This window comes from Qipengyuania sp., from assembly GCF_042095715.1.
Classification (GTDB): domain Bacteria; phylum Pseudomonadota; class Alphaproteobacteria; order Sphingomonadales; family Sphingomonadaceae; genus Qipengyuania.
Window position 1 is genome coordinate 13,951 of record NZ_JBELMO010000002.1, and the last position, 17,147, is coordinate 31,097.

Here is a 17,147-nt window from a genome sequence, read left to right on the forward strand (position 1 = left end):
TTCGAGGGGCAACCGCACAAGCCGCCCGCTCGCGTTAGCCAAGCTATCAGACGAAGGTCGTGGGGCTGGCGGGGATGATCGCATAGGCGAACAGGCCGACCGAGAGAGCGATGGAAAATGCTGCGGCGAAGAGGTTGCTGGCGGTGTTGGTCATGTGATGTCTCCTGTTTGGCCGATTGGCCTTTAATTCCGTCTCCAGAGGGACGCTGCCGCTGGACATCACATGGATTGCAGGAGGCGTGCCAAACTTGGCACCATTATGTTTTCAATGGGTTGGCCGTCGAGAGTGGTTCTTGACGGAGGACGGATCCGCAAGGATCGGTGGAAATTGCCAACAGTTGGGGAGCAACCCGCCTCGCTCGCGACGAGGGCCAGGCCTCGCGGTTCCTATCCCTCTTCGCGCATGATCGGCGGGGCGCTGCTGCGGGCTGTGTCAGTGGATAGCAGGCGGTAACCGTGGGCGGGCACCGTCATCGCATCGCCCGGCTTCACCGTCACACTCTCGTCCTTGCCGAATTCCCTGTAGGTGCTGGCAGGCAGGGCATCGGCAAAGGTCGCGGTCACCGGCGCCGCAGCGAAGTTGAAAAGGGCCAGCACCTTGTCGCTGCCTTCCTGCCGCACCCAGGCGAAGATTTTCTGCGGCACGTCGGTTTCAACCTTCACCATACGCGCGCCCCATTGCCCGTTCGCGAGCGCGGGGTTGGCCTTGCGGAAGGCGATCAGGTCTCGGAGCAACGCGCCATAGGTGCAGCTTTCGCCCTTGTTCCAGTCGATGGGGTCCTTCTCGAAGAACTCCAGCCGTTTGACGTTGCAGGCCTCCATGCCGTTGTAGACCAACGGGATACCCTCGCCCATGAAACTCAGCACCGTGATCGGTTCCAGATTGGCGCCGTAGTTTTCTTCCACGGTGCCTTCCCAGGCGTTGGAATCATGGTTCTCGATATAGGTCATGCGCATGGCGGAGCGGGGCCACAGGCTCTCGTTCTCGGCGTAATAGCCATAGAAGGCGGTTGGGTCCGCCTCGCCCAAAGCCACTTTTTTGGCGGTGTTGTGCCAGTCCCAGGCATAGGTCGCGTCGAAGGCGGCGAAGTGGAAGGCGGTCTGCTGCACTTCGCCCAGCATGAAGACAGGGCGGATCGCCTTCAGCCGGGTTCGCATGGTTTCCCAGAAATCCAGCGGGATATATCCCGCAACATCCGCGCGGAAGCCGTCGACGCCGAAATCGCGAACCCATTTTTCCATTGCGCCACCGACATGCTCGCGCACGCCGGGTTTCGACCAGTCGAGATCGATGATGTCGGTCCAGTCCCACCACGGCGTGGGCCGGAACTGGCCGTCCCAGCTCTTCTCGTACCAATCCGGATGTTCGCTCGCGAGCGGGTTGTCCCAGGCAGTGTGATTTGCGACGAGATCCAGGATAACGTGGAAGCCCTGCGCGTGGGCGGCATCGACGAAAGCCTTGAAATCCGCCTCCGTGCCGAACTCGGGATTGACCGCGTAATAGTCCTTCACGGCATAGGGGCTGCCCAGCGTGCCCTTGCGGTTTTCCTCCCCGATCGGATGGATCGGCATCAGCCACAGGATATCGACGCCCAGCGCCTTAAGACGCGGGAGCTCGGCCTGCGCGGCCTTGAAGGTGCCCTCGGGCGTGAACTGGCGGGTGTTGATCTGGTAGAGGATCGCATCCTTCGACCATTCGGGATGCTCGATGGTGACTTTGTCGCGCGGGGCCCAGTCCGACGAGCCGGTTCCGGGCTCTTCCGGCGTCCCCGTCATCGCATAGGCGCCGCCCGCGATCAGGGCGAGCGCGGCGATCCCGGACAGGAGGGGGCCTGGAAGGATACGGGACATGGTCATAACAATTCTCCGTCTCGGGCGCGGCGGCCAAGTTCCAGGGCGCCGGTGATTCCGGCGTCGTCGCCGAGCTGCGGCAGGACGATGCGCCCGGTAAGGTCCCCGCTCCATTCGGGCAGATATCCCGCCAACCCCTCGGCGACGCGGACGCGCAATCGCTCGATCAGTCCGGGCGCATGCATGACCCCGCCGCCGAATACCATCAGCTCAGGGCGGTGGAAGCCGACCAGAATACCGGCGAGGTGGGCCAAATAGCTGGCGATGAGATCGATCTGCTCCGCGCTGGCGTGGGAAAGGTCGTGGCCCCAGCGTCGCTCGATCGCAGGGCCGCTTGCCAGCCCCTCCAGGCAATCGCCGTGATAGCCGCAGACACCCTCGAATGGGTCGCGCGCCGGATCGCGCGGGGGGTGGAAATGGCCGGTCTCGAAATGCGATTCGCCCACCAGCACGCGGCCGCGACTGACCACGCCCGTGCCGATGCCGGTCCCCACCGTGGTATAGGCGATCGTGCTGCGGCCCCGGCCCACACCGTGTAGAGCTTCGGCGAGGGCGGCGGCGTTGACGTCGGTGTCGATGGCAACGGGCACGCCGAACTGGCGCAGCGCGTCGGTCAGGCTGGCGCCCTTCCAGCCCGGCTTCACCGTGGAGAGATAGGTCCCGTAATCGGGCTTGGCAGGATCGATCCCGATGGGTCCGAAGCTGCCGATCCCGAAGGCTGCGATGGGTCCATGCCGTTCGGCCATGAGCGCGAACCATTCACGCACCGATCGAAGTGTTTCAGTGGGATGATCGGTCGAAATCCTGTGGCGATCGAGCGGGTGATCGACATCTCTCGCGACCGCCAGGACAAACTTGGTGCCCCCCGCCTCGACTGCGCCGATCAGGCTCATAGCGCGGCCCTGACGCGGAGCATGGCAAGTGCCGCGATCAGCCAGCTGGCGGCGGCGAACAGCATGGTCCACACCGGCTCCCCGGGGAAGAACGCCTGCATGATCGACCCCATGACCGTTGCCACCAAAAGCTGCGGCACGACGATGAAAATATTGAAAAGGCCCATGAAAACCCCGAGCTTCGCCTGCGGCAGATTGCTCGCCAAAATGGCGTAGGGCATGGCCAGGATGCTCGCCCATGCGATGCCGATCCCCACCTCCGCCAGCAGCAGCGCCTGCGCATCGCGCACCAGGAAGAACATCAGGAACCCGGCGGCCCCGATGGTGAGACAGATCGAATGTGTGGCCACCTGCCCGAAGCGGCGGCTCATCGCCGGCAGCAGCGCGAGCGCGGCGACGGCCGCTATCCCATTGTACACGGTGAACAAGACATTCACCCAATTGGCGCCCTCGTTATAGGCCGCGCTGGCGGTGTCGGTGCTGCCGAAAACATACTGCGTCACCACGGGCGTGGTGTTGATCCACATGATGAACAGTGCGCTCCAGCTGAAGAACTGGACCAGTGCCAGCCGCTTCATCACCGCCGGCATACCGGCGAAATCGCCCACGATGCTGGATAGCATGTTCGCGCTATGGCCCTGTTTTGCAAGGTAGATACCGGTCGCGCTCAGCAGACCATACACCGCCAGTAGCGCTCCCAGAAGCAGCACTTCCTTTTCCAGGCCCAGCGCATCGACTGCGATCACGACAACCAAGCCAGCGGCAATCCACGCCGCGCTCGCCAGATAGCTTTTGCTGACCAGGGCCTGGACCGCGGAGGCGGGTTTCGGCACCGGCTCCCCGGCAAAGCGGGACAACTCGTCGGGACTGTATTCCCGCGTGGTAAGGATCGTCCACAAGACCGCCAAGAGAAGCGCGGCACCCCCCGCCCAGAAGCTCCATTTGACGGTGTCCGGAATGCCGCCATCCGCGGCGACATTGGCGACCCCCAAATGCTCCAGAACAAACGGAAAAATCGATCCGACCACGGCCCCCGCGCCGATGAAGGCGGTCTGCACGGCGTAGCCCGCGGCGTGCTGGTCCGTGCGCAGCATGTCACCCACGAAGGCGCGGAATGGCTCCATCGAGATATTGAGGCTGGCATCGAGCAGCCACAGCATGGCAGCGGCAAACAGTAGCGGCGCACCGAAGGCGGGGGACAACGGCATCAGAAGCAGCGCCAGCGCGGACAGCACCGCGCCGGTCAGGAAATACGGCCGTCTGCGCCCAAGGCGGTTCCAAGTGCGGTCGCTCAGATGGCCGATGATGGGCTGGACGATCAGGCCGGTCAGCGGTGCGGCCACCCAAAGCGCGGGCAGGTCGTCGATACTGGAGCCAAGCGTCTGAAAAACCCGGCTCATGTTCGCATTCTGCAACGCAAAGCCGATCTGGATGCCGAAAAAGCCGAAGCTGATGTTCCACAGGCCAGCGAAGCTCTGGCGCGGCTTTTCCTGCGATCCGGCCATGGTGGCGACCTGATCCATTGACACTCTACTCCCTGAATGGCCGGTGTGTCCCCGGTCTCCAGCCGCTAGCTTGCACGCGCCGCTGTCTGCGGCAAGGCGCATACGAATGTGCTAGGGCGCAACCGTGCTGGCGCGTACGATCAGCTTCGTTGGCAGGCGCGGTTCGGGCGGTTCGCTGCCTTCGATCTGCGCCAGCAGGGTTTCCACCAGCCTCTCGCCAGCACCTGCCAGATCCTGCTGGATCGTCGTAAGCGGCGGCGTGGTGAGAGATGCCGTGGGTATGTTGTCGAAACCGACCACCGCCACGTCATCGGGTATCTTGCGGGAAGCGCCCGCCAGCGCACGGACCGCGCCGATGGCGATCAGATCGCTCGCCGCGAAGACCGCGTCGAATTCCCGGCGTGAGGCGATCAGCCTGCTGGCTGCGCGGTATCCAGCGTCCTCGTTCGTCAGGGCATCGAATTGAAGCGCCGGATCCGGCTCCACACCCGCCTCGCGCATCGCTTCGCATAGCCCATCATAGCGATGGGCGAATTCGGGATAATGTTCGTCCGCATGGCCCAGAAAGGCGATCCGGCGCCGGCCGAGACCTAGCAGGTGTTCTCCCACCAATCGCCCGGCACCCAGATTGTCGGAGCCGACCGTTCCGCCACTGGTGTCCGACCGTACCGATCCCCAGCGCGCGAAGTGGGTCCCTTGCGACACCAGTTGCTCGATACGGGCGGTGTAGCTCGCATAATCACCGTATCCCAGCAGGATCAGCCCATCCGCGCGTTTGGCATCCTGATATTGCGTGTGCCAATCGTCTTCCATCCGCTGGAAACTTATCAGCAGGTCCAGCCCGTGATTGGCGCAGGCACGGGTGATCGAACCCAGCATCGCGAGGAAAAACGGGTTGATGACGTTCTCGTCGGCGCCATCTTCGAAGAACAGCAGCGCGATCGTGTTGGTGCGCTGGCTGCGCAGGGAGGACGCGTTCTTGTCGACCGTGTAGTTGAGATCGCGTGCGATCCGCTCGATCTTCTGGCGCGTCTGCTCGCTGACTGACCGATCCCCGCGCAGCGCGCGACTGACCGTCGGTTGTGACACCCCCGCCAGATAGGCGATGTCGAAGCTGGTTGGCCTTCCGGTGGGTGCCCGGCCCATGCGCCTTGCGGTCCCCTGCTGTCTGCCCAAAGATATCTTTATCGCCGCGGACGGTACTTCGCAGGTTTCGTCTTGGCAATCACCGCCGGGCGCCTGCGATGGGCGCGGAGCGCGGTTGTGCGGCCTTTGCAGTCTCTATCGCGCGGGATGACGCAAATTTGTCACAGCAGCGATCGCGGCCCGAAGCGGCATACGTATGCGATCTATTCATCCCACAAGCGCCGGGCGTAACAGCAGCGATGGGAGAAGGTAGAGCCTTGGCGTACGCAGACTTCGTGCGCGGCAATCGCATACCTTTGTCAGATTTTTCAACCTGCTGCTGCGGGCGCACCGCGGCACAGCATGAGGGGATAGGACTATCATGGCCATTCGCAGCGGTTTGCGTACCGGTATCAGCTTGGGCGCCTTCACGGTCGCCCTCGGCGCATTCGCGCTTCCCCAGATCGCCAGCGCGCAGGATGCGTCCCCGGTCAGTGGCCAGGTAGACACGCCGGAGGACGAGGATGCCATCGTCGTTACCGGTTTTCGCGCTTCGCTCGAATCCGCGGTGGCGGAGAAGAAGTTCGCCGAGCAGATCGTGGAATCGGTCTCTGCCGAAGACATCGGCAAGCTGCCTGACGCTTCCATCGGCGAATCAATCGCGCGTTTGCCGGGGCTCACCTCACAGCGCCTGAACGGGCGCGCGAACGTGGTTGCAATCCGCGGCTTCGGCCCTGACTTCTCGCAGACGCTGCTTAATGGCCGCGAGCAAACGACCACCAGCGACAACCGCTCGGTCGAACTCGATCAGTACCCCAGCGAAATTGTCAGCCAGGTCGTTGTCTACAAATCCCCCACCGCGTCGCTGGTAGGTCAGGGTCTCGTTGGGACGATCGACATACGAACGATTCGTCCGCTCGAAACGGGAAAGCGCATCTTCGCCATCGGCGCGCGTGGTTCATGGGCTGACCTCGGCGCGCTCAACGCTGGATCGAAGGAATTTGGCTATCGCCTGAACGGGACGTATGTGGACCAGTTTGCGGATGACACGGTCGGTGTCTCGCTTTCTGCGTCCTACGTGGACGAACCTTATCAGCTCCAGGAATTCAACGCTTGGGGTTATGCGGGAGGCGGTACCGCCACCGATCCGACCGTGATCGGCGGTTCCAAGTCCTATGTCACCTCCACCCAGCTCAAGCGGCTCGGAATCAATGGCACGCTGCAATACCAGGCCGCTCCGAACCTGATGTTGACGGTCGATGGCTTCTATTCCAACTTCGACGACGATCAGTCCAAGCGTGGAATAGAGCTTCCGCTCGCATTCGGCGGTGGGTCCGGCGTCGCGCCTTTCAACCCGTCCACTGGATCCGTGACCGATGGCTTCGCCACCTCCGGGCGCTTCGACAACGTGCGCGGTGTCGTTCGCAACGACATCTTTCAGCGCAAGGCGGACCTTTATTCCTTTGGTTTCAATGCCGATTACCAGGGCGATGATGGTTGGAGCGCCCTGTTCGACTTCGGCTATTCGCGGACCGACCGCAACGAGTTGAGCCTGGAAAGCTATTCCGGTACCGGCTTCAACGGTCCGGCAACCGGCAATGGTGCCGCCGGGACCATCGGCTTCACTTCCGGTTCTGACGGCACCGTGTTTAGCCCTTCGCTCGATTATAGCGATCCATCGGCAATCTTCCTGACCGATCCACTTGGCTGGGGTGGCGGGACGATCCCGCAAGCGGGTTATTACAACAACCGCATCGTCGATGACGAGCTGTTCCAGTTCCGTGTCGAGGTGGGCAAGGAATTCGATTCCAGCTTCCTCAAGGGCATCCAGTTCGGCATGAACTATACGACCCGCGAGAAGAGCCTGACTCCAGACGAGGCCTTCGTCCGGTTGCCGAACGGGGCCACCACCGTGTCGATCCCCTCCCAATATCTGCTGGATTCGACCAATCTCGACTACCTCGGGCTGGGCCCGATCGTCAGCTACGACGCGCGCGATCTCATCGCCAATGGCGTATTGGTGCTTGAGCCCCGGGTGACTACCGGCCCAGGCGCCGCGAACGACGTGCTGAGCAAGTCGTACACGGTCAACGAGGATCTCATGACCGCCTATCTCCAGGCGAATATCGAGCGGGAACTCGGCAATGGCGTCCTGACGGGCAATATCGGCGTACAGGCCATCAACACGGTACAGAAATCGACCGGCTTCATCTTCCCGCCGGCCGGGCCGCAGCTGCTGACACTAGGCGACGATTACTGGGACGTTCTGCCGAGCGCCAACCTGTCGCTGCGACTCAACAGCGACTGGGTGTTTCGTTTCGCTGCCGCGCGTGAAATCATGCGGGCACGGCTCGACGACACGCGCCTGTCGATTGGTTACGGTATCGATGCAACGGTTCCGGGTGGCCTTATCCGCGGCAGCGGCGGCAACCCCGAGTTGAGGCCATATCGCGCAAATGCGGTGGACTTCAACGTCGAGAAATATTTCGGCGTCGGAGGGGTGGTGGCGCTCCAGCTGTTCTACAAGGACATCGTGAGTTACGTTTTCAACGGTCGATTCCCGTTCGACTATACCGGCTTTCCGGCGCCCACGGGTGTCAGCGCATACCCCAACGTGCCCGCCGTCGGCACCCTGGAGGCGCCCGTCAACACTGGCGGCGGCGACCTCTACGGTGCAGAAATTGCGGTGACGCTGCCCTTAGCTACCTTCACCAATGCTCTCGATGGCTTCGGCCTGACCGGTGGCGCGAGCCTTACCGAGACCTCCATTCAGAATGACGAGGGTGAGGAGACGCAGATCCCCGGCTATTCTCGCTGGGTGGTGAACGGCACGGCCTATTACGAGAAGGCCGGGTTCAACACCCGCGTAAGCGCGCGTTACCGGTCCAGCTTCCTGGGCGATTTCACAGGCTTCGGCGGCTCCCCGACCCGTCGCACCGCGCTTCAGGAAACCATCATCGATGCGCAGATCGGATATGATTTCCAGCCGGGAAGCTCGCTTGAAGGGCTGTCGCTTTACATTCAGGGCCAGAACCTGACCGATGAACGGTTCGCCTCGGTCGCCAACACCGATCAGCCGCTGACCGTAACCGACTATCAGATCTACGGTCGCCGGTTCCTGGCCGGGTTCACGTTCAAGTTCTGATCGATGCGCCGGGTGTCCGGGCGCTCAGGTGCCCCGTCACCTGGCGTGTTGCCTGCCGCCAGCCGGTTCATCGAGGGAGCAACCCCAATGACCGCACCGAAATTGCGATCCGTGGTAATCCTCGGCGGTGGGACGGCCGGATGGATGGCGGCTGCCGCTCTGTCGCGTTTCGCACCGCATCTCGCGGTAACGCTTGTCGAAAGCGAGGCGATCGGCACGGTTGGCGTCGGCGAGGCTACTATCCCTCAGATCCGCCTGTTCAATTCGGCTTTGGGCATCGACGAGGGCGAGTTCCTGCGCGAAACCAAAGGTAGCTTCAAGTTGGGCATCGAGTTCGCCGGCTGGACGCGCGAGGGCGAAAGCTACATGCATGCTTTCGGAGCCGTGGGCCGTCCGGTCGGCCTCCTCCCTTTTCAGCATCACTGGCTGAGAGCCAGCAAGCTCGGATTTGCTGGACCACTTGCGCGGTATTCCGCCAATGAACAGGCCGCCAGGGCGACGCGCGTTCCTCCCGCCGGGCGCAAACCGCCGGCGACTGACTTGCCCTACGCCTATCACTTCGACGCGTCGCTATATGCGGCGCTGCTGCGCCGTCACGCGGAAGGGCGCGGGGCTACCCGTGTCGAAGGCCGCGTCGCCAGCGTGGTGCGCGACGGCGAACGCGGCGATATTGCGGCCCTGCACCTTGAGAACGGTACTGAAGTTGCCGGCGATTTCTTTATCGACTGCTCCGGTTTTCGCGGGCGCCTGATAGAGGAAGAAATGCGGTCCGGTTACGACGACTGGACGCACTGGCTACCGTGCGACCGGGCGCTGGCCGTCGCCTGCGCCAGTGGCGGTGAATTTACTCCCTACACGCGCTCGACCGCACGCCAGGCGGGCTGGCAATGGCGCATCCCTTTGCAGCACCGGATCGGCAACGGCTACGTCTATGCCAGCGCGCATATCTCGGATGATGAAGCCGCCGCAATGCTGATGGTCCATCTCGACGGCGCGCCTCAGGGAGATCCGCGCGCGATCCGCTTCACGACCGGGAAGCGGCGCAGCCATTGGCGGGGAAATTGTCTGGCGCTTGGCCTTGCAGCAGGTTTTCTGGAGCCGCTGGAATCGACCTCCATCCATCTAACGCAAAGCGCGATCAACCGCTTCCTCTCGGTCCTGCCGGAGGGGAGACCCGATCACGCGATCGTCGACTGGTTCAACGCCCAGGCCGATTTCGAATGGAGCAGGGTGCGCGATTTCATCATTCTGCATTACTGGGCCAACGAGCGGCAAGGCGAGACCTTCTGGGACGGAATGCGCGCGCTGGACCTGCCGGCCACCCTGACGGAGAAGATCGCTGCATGGAAGGCCGGGGCCTTTATCCATCGCGAACATGAGGAACTGTTCACCGAAGTGGGCTGGTTTCAAGTTCTGGTGGGTCAGCACGTCCAGCCGCACGGATACAATCCCATCGCGGATGCCATCCCCGAACACGATCTTCGACGGCTGCTGGACGAAACTGAAGCTGCCATATCCGATAGCGTCCCGCAGATGCCGGTCCATGCCGATGTGCTCCGCACCATCATAACCCGCGCAGGAATTGTATCATGAAATCGATCTTGGGCCTTATCGCGGCATCGCTGCTCTCGTCCTGCGCGCATGCGCAAACGAGACCTGTGGCAACGGATAGATTGGAATCGCTCCGCGCCCGCGCGCCCAGCGAGGAAGTGATCTACTTCGTGCTACCGGACCGCTTCGCCAACGGCGATACATCCAACGATCGCGGGGGACTGACGGGCGACAGGCTGACGACCGGTTTCGATCCCGAGGCGAAAGGGTTCTACCATGGCGGCGACCTCAGGGGCCTGACGGAAAAGCTGCCTTATCTGAAATCCATGGGCATTACCGCGATCTGGTTTGCGCCAATTTTCAAGAACAAGCCGGTGCAAGGCCTGCCGGGCCAGGAGAGCGCCGGCTATCACGGATACTGGATCACGGACTTTACCCGGCCCGATCCCCATTTCGGCACGCGGGAGGAGTTCAAGGCCTTCGTGGACGCGGCCCACGCGATGGGGATGAAGGTCTATATGGACATCATCACCAATCACACGGCCGACGTCATCGGTTACGCCGAGGGCGATGCAGCGAACTATGTCTACCGCAGCCGCGGCGATTATCCCTATTCGACGCGCGGCGGGCCGGATGGCGACAGGATCAACGAAGGCTTCGGCGGCGATGTCGACAGTTCGCCCGAGAACTTCGCCAGGCTGACAGATCCGCGTTACGCCTACACCCCCGTCGTTCCGGAGGCTGAGAAGAACGTCAAGGTGCCGAGCTGGCTCAACGATCCGATCTATTACCACAATCGCGGCAACTCCACCTTCACCGGCGAGGATTCGCGGTTCGGAGATTTTGCGGGGCTGGACGATCTCTTCACGGAGAATCCGCGCGTGCGCAGCGGCATGATCGAGATCTACGGCCAGTGGATCGACGATTTCGGCGTGGACGGTTTCCGGATCGACACCGCCCGCCATGTCGATCCCGGATTCTGGCAAGCCTTCGTCCCGGCGATGGAGGCCCGGGCCAGGGCGCGCGGCATCCCGAACTTCGTGATGTTCGGCGAAGTCTACAAGGACATCCCCCAGCCGGGCTATATCGCCGAATATACCCGCCGGGACAAATTGCCTCAGGTGCTGGATTTCGCCTTTCAGGCCGCCATGCGCGAATTGCTGGGCCGGGATGCCGGCACCGCGTTGCTGGCCCAGACCTTTGACGGGGATGTGCTCTACGAGGGCGGGGCTCCCGCCGCTGTCAATCTCCCCACCTTCCTCGGCAACCACGACATGGGGCGTTTCTCCACGCTGATAAAAGCGGATCGCCCCGAGATTTCGCAGGACGAACTGCTGAGCCGGGTGCTGCTGGCGCATGCCATGATGATGACCCTGCGCGGCGCGCCGGTGATCTATTCCGGAGACGAACAGGGTTTCGTCGGGGACGGGGGCGACCAGCTGGCGCGCGAGGACATGTTCCCCTCCCGCACGGCCGTCTACAACGACAACCGGCTTATCGGTACGCAGGCAACTACTGCCGATGCCAATTTCGACCAGAACCATCCGATCTATCGCCTGATCGCGCAAATGGCGTCCATTCGTGCGGACAGTGACGCGTTGCGGCGGGGCAGCCAGTCCGTCCTTCACTACGAACAGGAGCCTGGCGCCTTCGTCGCAAGCCGCGTGGACGAGGCCAGTGGCGAGCAGGTGCTGCTGGCCTTCAACACTGCCGAGCACGACGTTTCGGTGAATGTCGCCGTGGATTACGACATCCGCGGATTTACGGAGCTTGCCGGTGCGTGTCCGGCCCAGGTCACCGCGCCCGGCAGCGCGCAATTCACGCTGCCTGCCTTCGGATGGGCGGTGTGCAAAGTCGGCGACAGGGCAGAATGAATACCATGAACCCTATTGCCAGTCCTGGAAACGAGACATTGCCCTGGTGGAAGGGCGCGGCGATCTACCAGATCTATCCGCGCAGCTTCATGGACCAGAACGGTGACGGGATCGGCGACCTTGCCGGTATCACCGCTCGGCTCGATCACGTCGCCCGGCTGGGTGTCGATGCGATCTGGATCAGTCCGTTCTTCACGAGCCCGATGAAGGACTTCGGCTACGATGTGGCCGATTACCGCGATGTCGATCCCATTTTCGGCACCCTCGCCGATTTCGATGCCCTGGTCGCGCGGGCGCATGGGCTTGGGCTGAAGGTGCTGATCGACCAGGTCTATTCCCACACCTCCGACGAACACCCATGGTTCGTCGAAAGCCGTTCCAGCCGGTCAAATGCGAAAGAGGACTGGTATGTGTGGGCCGATCCCAAGCCCGATGGCTCGCCGCCGTCGAACTGGCAGTCGGTGTTCGGCGGTCCCGCGTGGACCTGGGATGCCCGCCGCGGGCAATATTACCTGCACAACTTCCTGAGCAGTCAGCCGCAGATCAACGGCCATAACCCCGATGTGCAGGATGCCCTACTGGATGTGGCGCGCTTCTGGCTGGATCGCGGGGTAGACGGGTTCCGCATCGACGCGCTGAATTTCCTGATGCACGATCCGGCGCTGACCGACAATCCACCCGCGCCGGCGACGGACCGGCCCCGGAGCCGGCCGTTCGATTTCCAGATCAAGCGCCACAACATGTCGCACCCGGCGATCCCCGGCTTCATCGAGCAGCTCCGCGCGCTGACCGATCGCTATGACGGGATTTTCACCGTCGCCGAAGTCGGCGGTGACGAGGCAGAAGAGGAGATGAAGGCGTTCACCCAAGGCGAGACGCATCTCAACTCGGCTTACGGCTTCAACTTTCTCTATGCCGACCAGCTGCGACCGCAGACCGTATGCGCGGCGCTGGCCGAATGGCCTGGGGAACCGGGTATAGGCTGGCCGAGCTGGGCTTTCGAAAACCATGACGCGCCGCGCGCGCTCAGCCGCTGGTGCGCGCCCGAGCGTCGCGATGCCTTCGCCCGTTTCAAGATGCTTCTGCTCGCTTGTCTGCGAGGCAACGTCATCATCTATCAGGGCGAGGAGCTGGGCCTCAATCAGGTCGATATTCCCTTCGAGCAGCTCCACGATCCCGAAGCGATCGCCAACTGGCCGCTGACGCTCAGCCGGGATGGGGCGCGCACTCCGATGCCCTGGGACGCGGAGGCGATGGACGCCGGTTTCGGTTCGCAATCGCCGTGGCTTCCCATGGGCGAGGAAAACCGTGACAAGGCCGTTTCCTTGCAGGAGATGGACGAGGCATCGCTGCTTCACCATACGCGGCGGATGCTGGCGCTGCGCGCCGCGCATCCGGCTCTGCGCTATGGACAGGTGGCGGCTTGCCGAACGGATGGCGACCTGCTCATCCTCGAGCGGGAGGCTGAAGGTGAGCGTCTGACGCTATACGCGAATTTTGGAGAGAGGGACATCATGCTGGATAATCGACAAGGCAGCCGGATACTGGTCGCGATAAATGGAGCGCGCGGGGAATGCCTCCCCGCCTATGCGGCCATGCTGGTGTCCGCATGAAGCGTGCCGCCATATTCGCCGCCCTGCTGGCGAGCGCCGCGCCGGCCTGGTCTGCCACCGTTTCCTCTCCGGACGGGTCGATCGTGGTCACGGTCGATACCGACAACGAAGGCAAGCCGTTCTACGAAGTGACCCGTGCCGGTCAGCCCCTGATCGGGCGCTCGGTCATCGCGTTCAACTTCACGGACGAAAGCCCGTTGCGGCGCGGCATGGCCATCGAGAGCGAGAGCCGGGATACCGTCGATACCCGGTGGGAACAGCCCTGGGGCGAGCGGCAGTGGGTGAGCGACCGTCACAACGAACTTGCGGTCACTCTGGCGGAGCAGAACGATAATCCGCGCCGCATGACCGTGCGCTTCCGGGTGTTCGACAATGGAGTGGGATTCCGCACCGAGTTTCCAGATCGGCCCGACCATCCCGTTACACATATTGCCGAAGAGCTGACCGAATTCACCATCGTGCCCGAAGGAACGGCATGGTGGATCCCGGCGGGCGATTGGAACCGCTACGAATATCTCTATTCCCGGACCCCGATCGAAGGCGTTTCGATGACGCACACGCCCATCACCATGCGGCTGGCCGACGGGACGCATCTGTCGATCCACGAAGCGGCGCTGGTCGATTATTCGGGCATGTGGCTTCAGCGCCTGCAGGATCGCCGTTTCCGCGCACATCTCGCGCCGTCCAGTCGCGGCGCGAAGGTCGTCCGCACGGGCGCCTTCACGACGCCCTGGCGTACGATCCGCATCGCGCCCGATGCCGCCGGTCTGGTCGAAAACGATCTGGAACTCAATCTTAACGAGCCCAACAAGCTGGGCGACGTAAGCTGGTTCAAGCCTGCCAAATATATCGGCATCTGGTGGGGCATGATCAGCGGCAAGTGGACGTGGGACGAAGGCCCGCGCCACGGCGCCACGACCGAAAGGACCCGGCAGTATATCGATTTCGCCGCCAAGCACGGTTTTCGCGGCGTACTCGTCGAAGGCTGGAACAAGGGGTGGGCGCAGTGGAAGAATTACAGCTTCACCGAGAGTTATCCCGACTTCGACCTCGAGGGACTGGCCGACTATGCGAAAGAAAAGGGCGTCCACCTGATCGGACATCACGAGACCGGAGGCGATATCGCGGGCTACGAACGTCAGCTTGCCGATGCCATGGCTCTTTATGGGCGGCTGGGTGTGGATGTGGTGAAAACCGGCTATGTCGCAGACGCTGGGAATATCGCATCTTGTAATGCGGACATCGCGGATCCGTGCGACGAAAAGGTGATGGAATGGCATGACAGCCAACGGCAGGTGCAACACCATCTGCGCATGGTCGAGGAAGCGGCGAAAAACCGCGTGGCCGTAAACCCGCACGAGCCAGTCAAGGACACGGGCCTGCGCCGGACCTATCCCAACTGGGTCTCGCGAGAGGGCGCGCGTGGGCAGGAGTACAATGCCTGGGGTCCCTTCGCCAACGGACCCGATCACGAGCCTACGCTGGTCTATACGCGGATGTTATCCGGACCGATGGATTACACGCCGGGTGTCCTCAGCGTCACCGGCGGCAACGGCGTTCCGATGGCCAGCACGGTGGCCAAGCAATTGGGCCTGTATCTTGCGATCTATTCGCCGATCCAGATGGCGGCCGATTTCGTGGAGAGCCTGGCGGAACATCCGCGCGAGCTGGAATTCATCAAGGCCGTGCCGGCCGATTGGGCGGAAAGCCATCTGGTCGCGGGCGAGGTGGGCGATTACGCCATATTCGCCCGCAAGGATCGCAATTCGGCCGACTGGTACGTGGGCGGCATCAACGATGCCACGCCGCGCGAGGTGACCATCGACTTCGATTTCCTAGATCCGGGCAAAACCTACCGCGCGAAGATCTGGAAGGACGGCGAAGGCGCCACGTTTGAAACGGAGGCGCGCCACCGGATCTCCTACGACGACCGGACCATCCGCAAGGGCGACCGGCTGACCGTGTGGCTGGCGCCCGGCGGGGGAGCCGTGATCCAGCTCAAGCCCGGTAAGGAAACGGCGGGTAAGTGAACCAGTCTAACCCGCCTTCCGTCGTCGTCCTCGGCGGCGGCAGCGCGGGGTGGATTACCGCCTGCCTTCTGGCGAAGGAGTGGGGCGCGGACCGCGTTACTGTCGTCGAAAGCCCGGAAGTGGGCATTATCGGGGTGGGCGAAGGCTCCACCCCCCAGTTGAAATTCCTGTTCGACCATCTCGGGATCGAAGAGGCGGAATGGATGGCGGCCTGCGACGCCACCTTCAAGCTGGGAATTCGCTTTAGCGGATGGAGTGAACGGGCGGGCTTCGAAAGCTATTTTCATCCGTTTCCCGGCCCGGTCGATCTGCACACCGAACCGGGCTTCGTGCGCAATTGCGCGCTTGCCCGGCGCGGTTTCGACGTGGCGGCCCATCCCGACCCGTGGTTCCTCGCGACGCATCTCGCTGATCGGGGCAAACGCCCGCATCCGGCCGAAAGCTTCCCTTTTCCGCCCAGCTACGGTTACCATTTCGATGCGTACAAGCTCGGCGCATTCCTGCGGGATTGGGCGGTGGCGCGCGGGGTCATTCATCGGCAAGCCAAGGTCGCCGAAGTCTCACTGACCCCCGACGGCGACGTAGCCGCGCTCGCCTGCGAGGATGGAAAGACGATTGCCGGCGACATCTTTGTCGATTGCTCCGGCTTCCGCAGCGTTATCGTGCAGGAGGCGCTCGGCGAGCCTTTCCTGTCTTATGGGAATGCCTTGTGGGCGGATCGCGCGGTGGTGCTTCCATCGGCGGCGCCGGTCAGCTTCCGACCGCAGACCGAAGCGGTGGCGATGTCGGCCGGATGGCGCTGGGCGATCCCGCTCACCACTCGGACAGGCAACGGCTATGTCTACTCCAGCCGTTATGTCGGGGACGAGGACGCGGAGGCTGAGCTGCGCACCGCAATCGGCATCGGGCCTGAGGTGGAGGCTCGCAGGCTGGCGATGAAGGTGGGACGGGTCGAGCGCAGCTGGCACCGCAACTGCCTGGCCGCGGGCCTTGCGCAAGGCTTCGTCGAACCGCTGGAGGCGACGGCGCTGCATATCGTGATTACGACCGCGTTGGAATTTGCGCAGGCTTACCGCTCGGGCGGGTTCGGCCCTCGCCACCGGGATTCCTTCAACGCGCGCATCGCCGAGCGCTATGACGGAATCAGGGATTACATCGTCGCCCATTACCGGATGAACGGGCGCGGGGGACGATACTGGCGCGATTGTTCGCAAAACCACGCCTTGTCCGATCGACTGAAAGCCATGATGACCGCGTGGTTCACGCATGAAAACCTCGAAGAAGCCAACCGCGAAATCTACGGTTCCGCGCCCGCCTATTCCGCGGCCAGCTGGCATTGCCTGTTTGCGGGGTACGGCACATTCCCGGCGGCGGAGAAGCTTGCGCCCTTGCCGGATGGTTTGATGGCTGCCGACGAGGATCGCGCCATCGCCATGCTGAAAGCCTGCGCCGCCAATTTTTCCTTCTGAAGATAGAGTATGGTTGTTTGTGTGGTGGGATGCGTGGCATTTTGCGCCGGAGCGGTCTAGATCGATTGCGAATCAAAACGAGGAGAGTGTC

11 protein-coding genes are annotated in these 17,147 nt (G+C 62.8%); 6 read left to right on the forward strand and 5 right to left on the reverse strand.

All coding sequences use genetic code 11. The annotated features are described in order from the left end of the window. Positions 1 to 46: 46 nt before the first annotated feature. The 5 genes from ACFDTG_RS00835 to ACFDTG_RS00855 all read right to left on the reverse strand — a co-directional run bounded on the left by ACFDTG_RS00835 (position 47) and on the right by ACFDTG_RS00855 (position 5,395). Positions 47 to 154: an enoyl-CoA hydratase gene (locus tag ACFDTG_RS00835; RefSeq protein WP_375289180.1), complete on the reverse strand. Its 108-nt coding sequence runs from the start codon at positions 152 to 154 to the stop codon at positions 47 to 49. A 233-nt stretch (positions 155 to 387) separates the two neighbouring features. Further along, a complete protein-coding gene (locus tag ACFDTG_RS00840; RefSeq protein WP_375289181.1) occupies positions 388 to 1,857 on the reverse strand; it encodes an alpha-amylase family glycosyl hydrolase in 1,470 nt (489 codons plus the stop codon). Then, positions 1,854 to 2,744, reverse strand: coding sequence for an ROK family protein (locus tag ACFDTG_RS00845; protein WP_375289183.1), 891 nt, complete (start codon positions 2,742 to 2,744; stop codon positions 1,854 to 1,856). Before ACFDTG_RS00845 ends, ACFDTG_RS00840 begins: the two co-directional genes overlap by 4 nt. Further along, positions 2,741 to 4,267, reverse strand: a complete 1,527-nt coding sequence (locus ACFDTG_RS00850) for an MFS transporter (RefSeq protein ID WP_375289184.1) — start codon at positions 4,265 to 4,267, stop codon at positions 2,741 to 2,743. Before ACFDTG_RS00850 ends, ACFDTG_RS00845 begins: the two co-directional genes overlap by 4 nt. Before the next feature lie 93 nt (positions 4,268 to 4,360). Beyond that, complete coding sequence (locus ACFDTG_RS00855) at positions 4,361 to 5,395, reverse strand: LacI family DNA-binding transcriptional regulator (RefSeq protein WP_375289185.1); 1,035 nt, start codon at positions 5,393 to 5,395, stop codon at positions 4,361 to 4,363. A gap of 361 nt (positions 5,396 to 5,756) precedes the next feature. Here ACFDTG_RS00855 and ACFDTG_RS00860 point away from each other — a divergent pair, with 361 nt between their 5' ends. The 6 genes from ACFDTG_RS00860 to ACFDTG_RS00885 all read left to right on the forward strand — a co-directional run bounded on the left by ACFDTG_RS00860 (position 5,757) and on the right by ACFDTG_RS00885 (position 17,056). Further along, positions 5,757 to 8,519, forward strand: coding sequence for a TonB-dependent receptor (locus ACFDTG_RS00860; RefSeq protein ID WP_375289186.1), 2,763 nt, complete (start codon positions 5,757 to 5,759; stop codon positions 8,517 to 8,519). Between the two features lie 87 nt (positions 8,520 to 8,606). Further along, positions 8,607 to 10,112: a tryptophan halogenase family protein gene (locus ACFDTG_RS00865; RefSeq protein WP_375289187.1), complete on the forward strand. Its 1,506-nt coding sequence runs from the start codon at positions 8,607 to 8,609 to the stop codon at positions 10,110 to 10,112. Next, entirely contained in the window at positions 10,109 to 11,944 is a 1,836-nt protein-coding gene (locus ACFDTG_RS00870; RefSeq protein ID WP_375289188.1) for an alpha-amylase family glycosyl hydrolase, read from the forward strand. Before ACFDTG_RS00865 ends, ACFDTG_RS00870 begins: the two co-directional genes overlap by 4 nt. Further along, a complete protein-coding gene (locus ACFDTG_RS00875) occupies positions 11,941 to 13,557 on the forward strand; it encodes an alpha-amylase family glycosyl hydrolase (RefSeq protein ID WP_375289189.1) in 1,617 nt (538 codons plus the stop codon). Before ACFDTG_RS00870 ends, ACFDTG_RS00875 begins: the two co-directional genes overlap by 4 nt. Further along, on the forward strand, positions 13,554 to 15,587 hold the full coding sequence (locus tag ACFDTG_RS00880; RefSeq protein ID WP_375289190.1) for a glycoside hydrolase family 97 protein: 2,034 nt from the start codon (positions 13,554 to 13,556) through the stop codon (positions 15,585 to 15,587). The genes ACFDTG_RS00875 and ACFDTG_RS00880 overlap by 4 nt, the downstream gene beginning before the upstream one ends. Continuing rightward, complete coding sequence (locus ACFDTG_RS00885) at positions 15,584 to 17,056, forward strand: tryptophan halogenase family protein (RefSeq protein ID WP_375289191.1); 1,473 nt, start codon at positions 15,584 to 15,586, stop codon at positions 17,054 to 17,056. Before ACFDTG_RS00880 ends, ACFDTG_RS00885 begins: the two co-directional genes overlap by 4 nt. Positions 17,057 to 17,147: the final 91 nt, after the last annotated feature.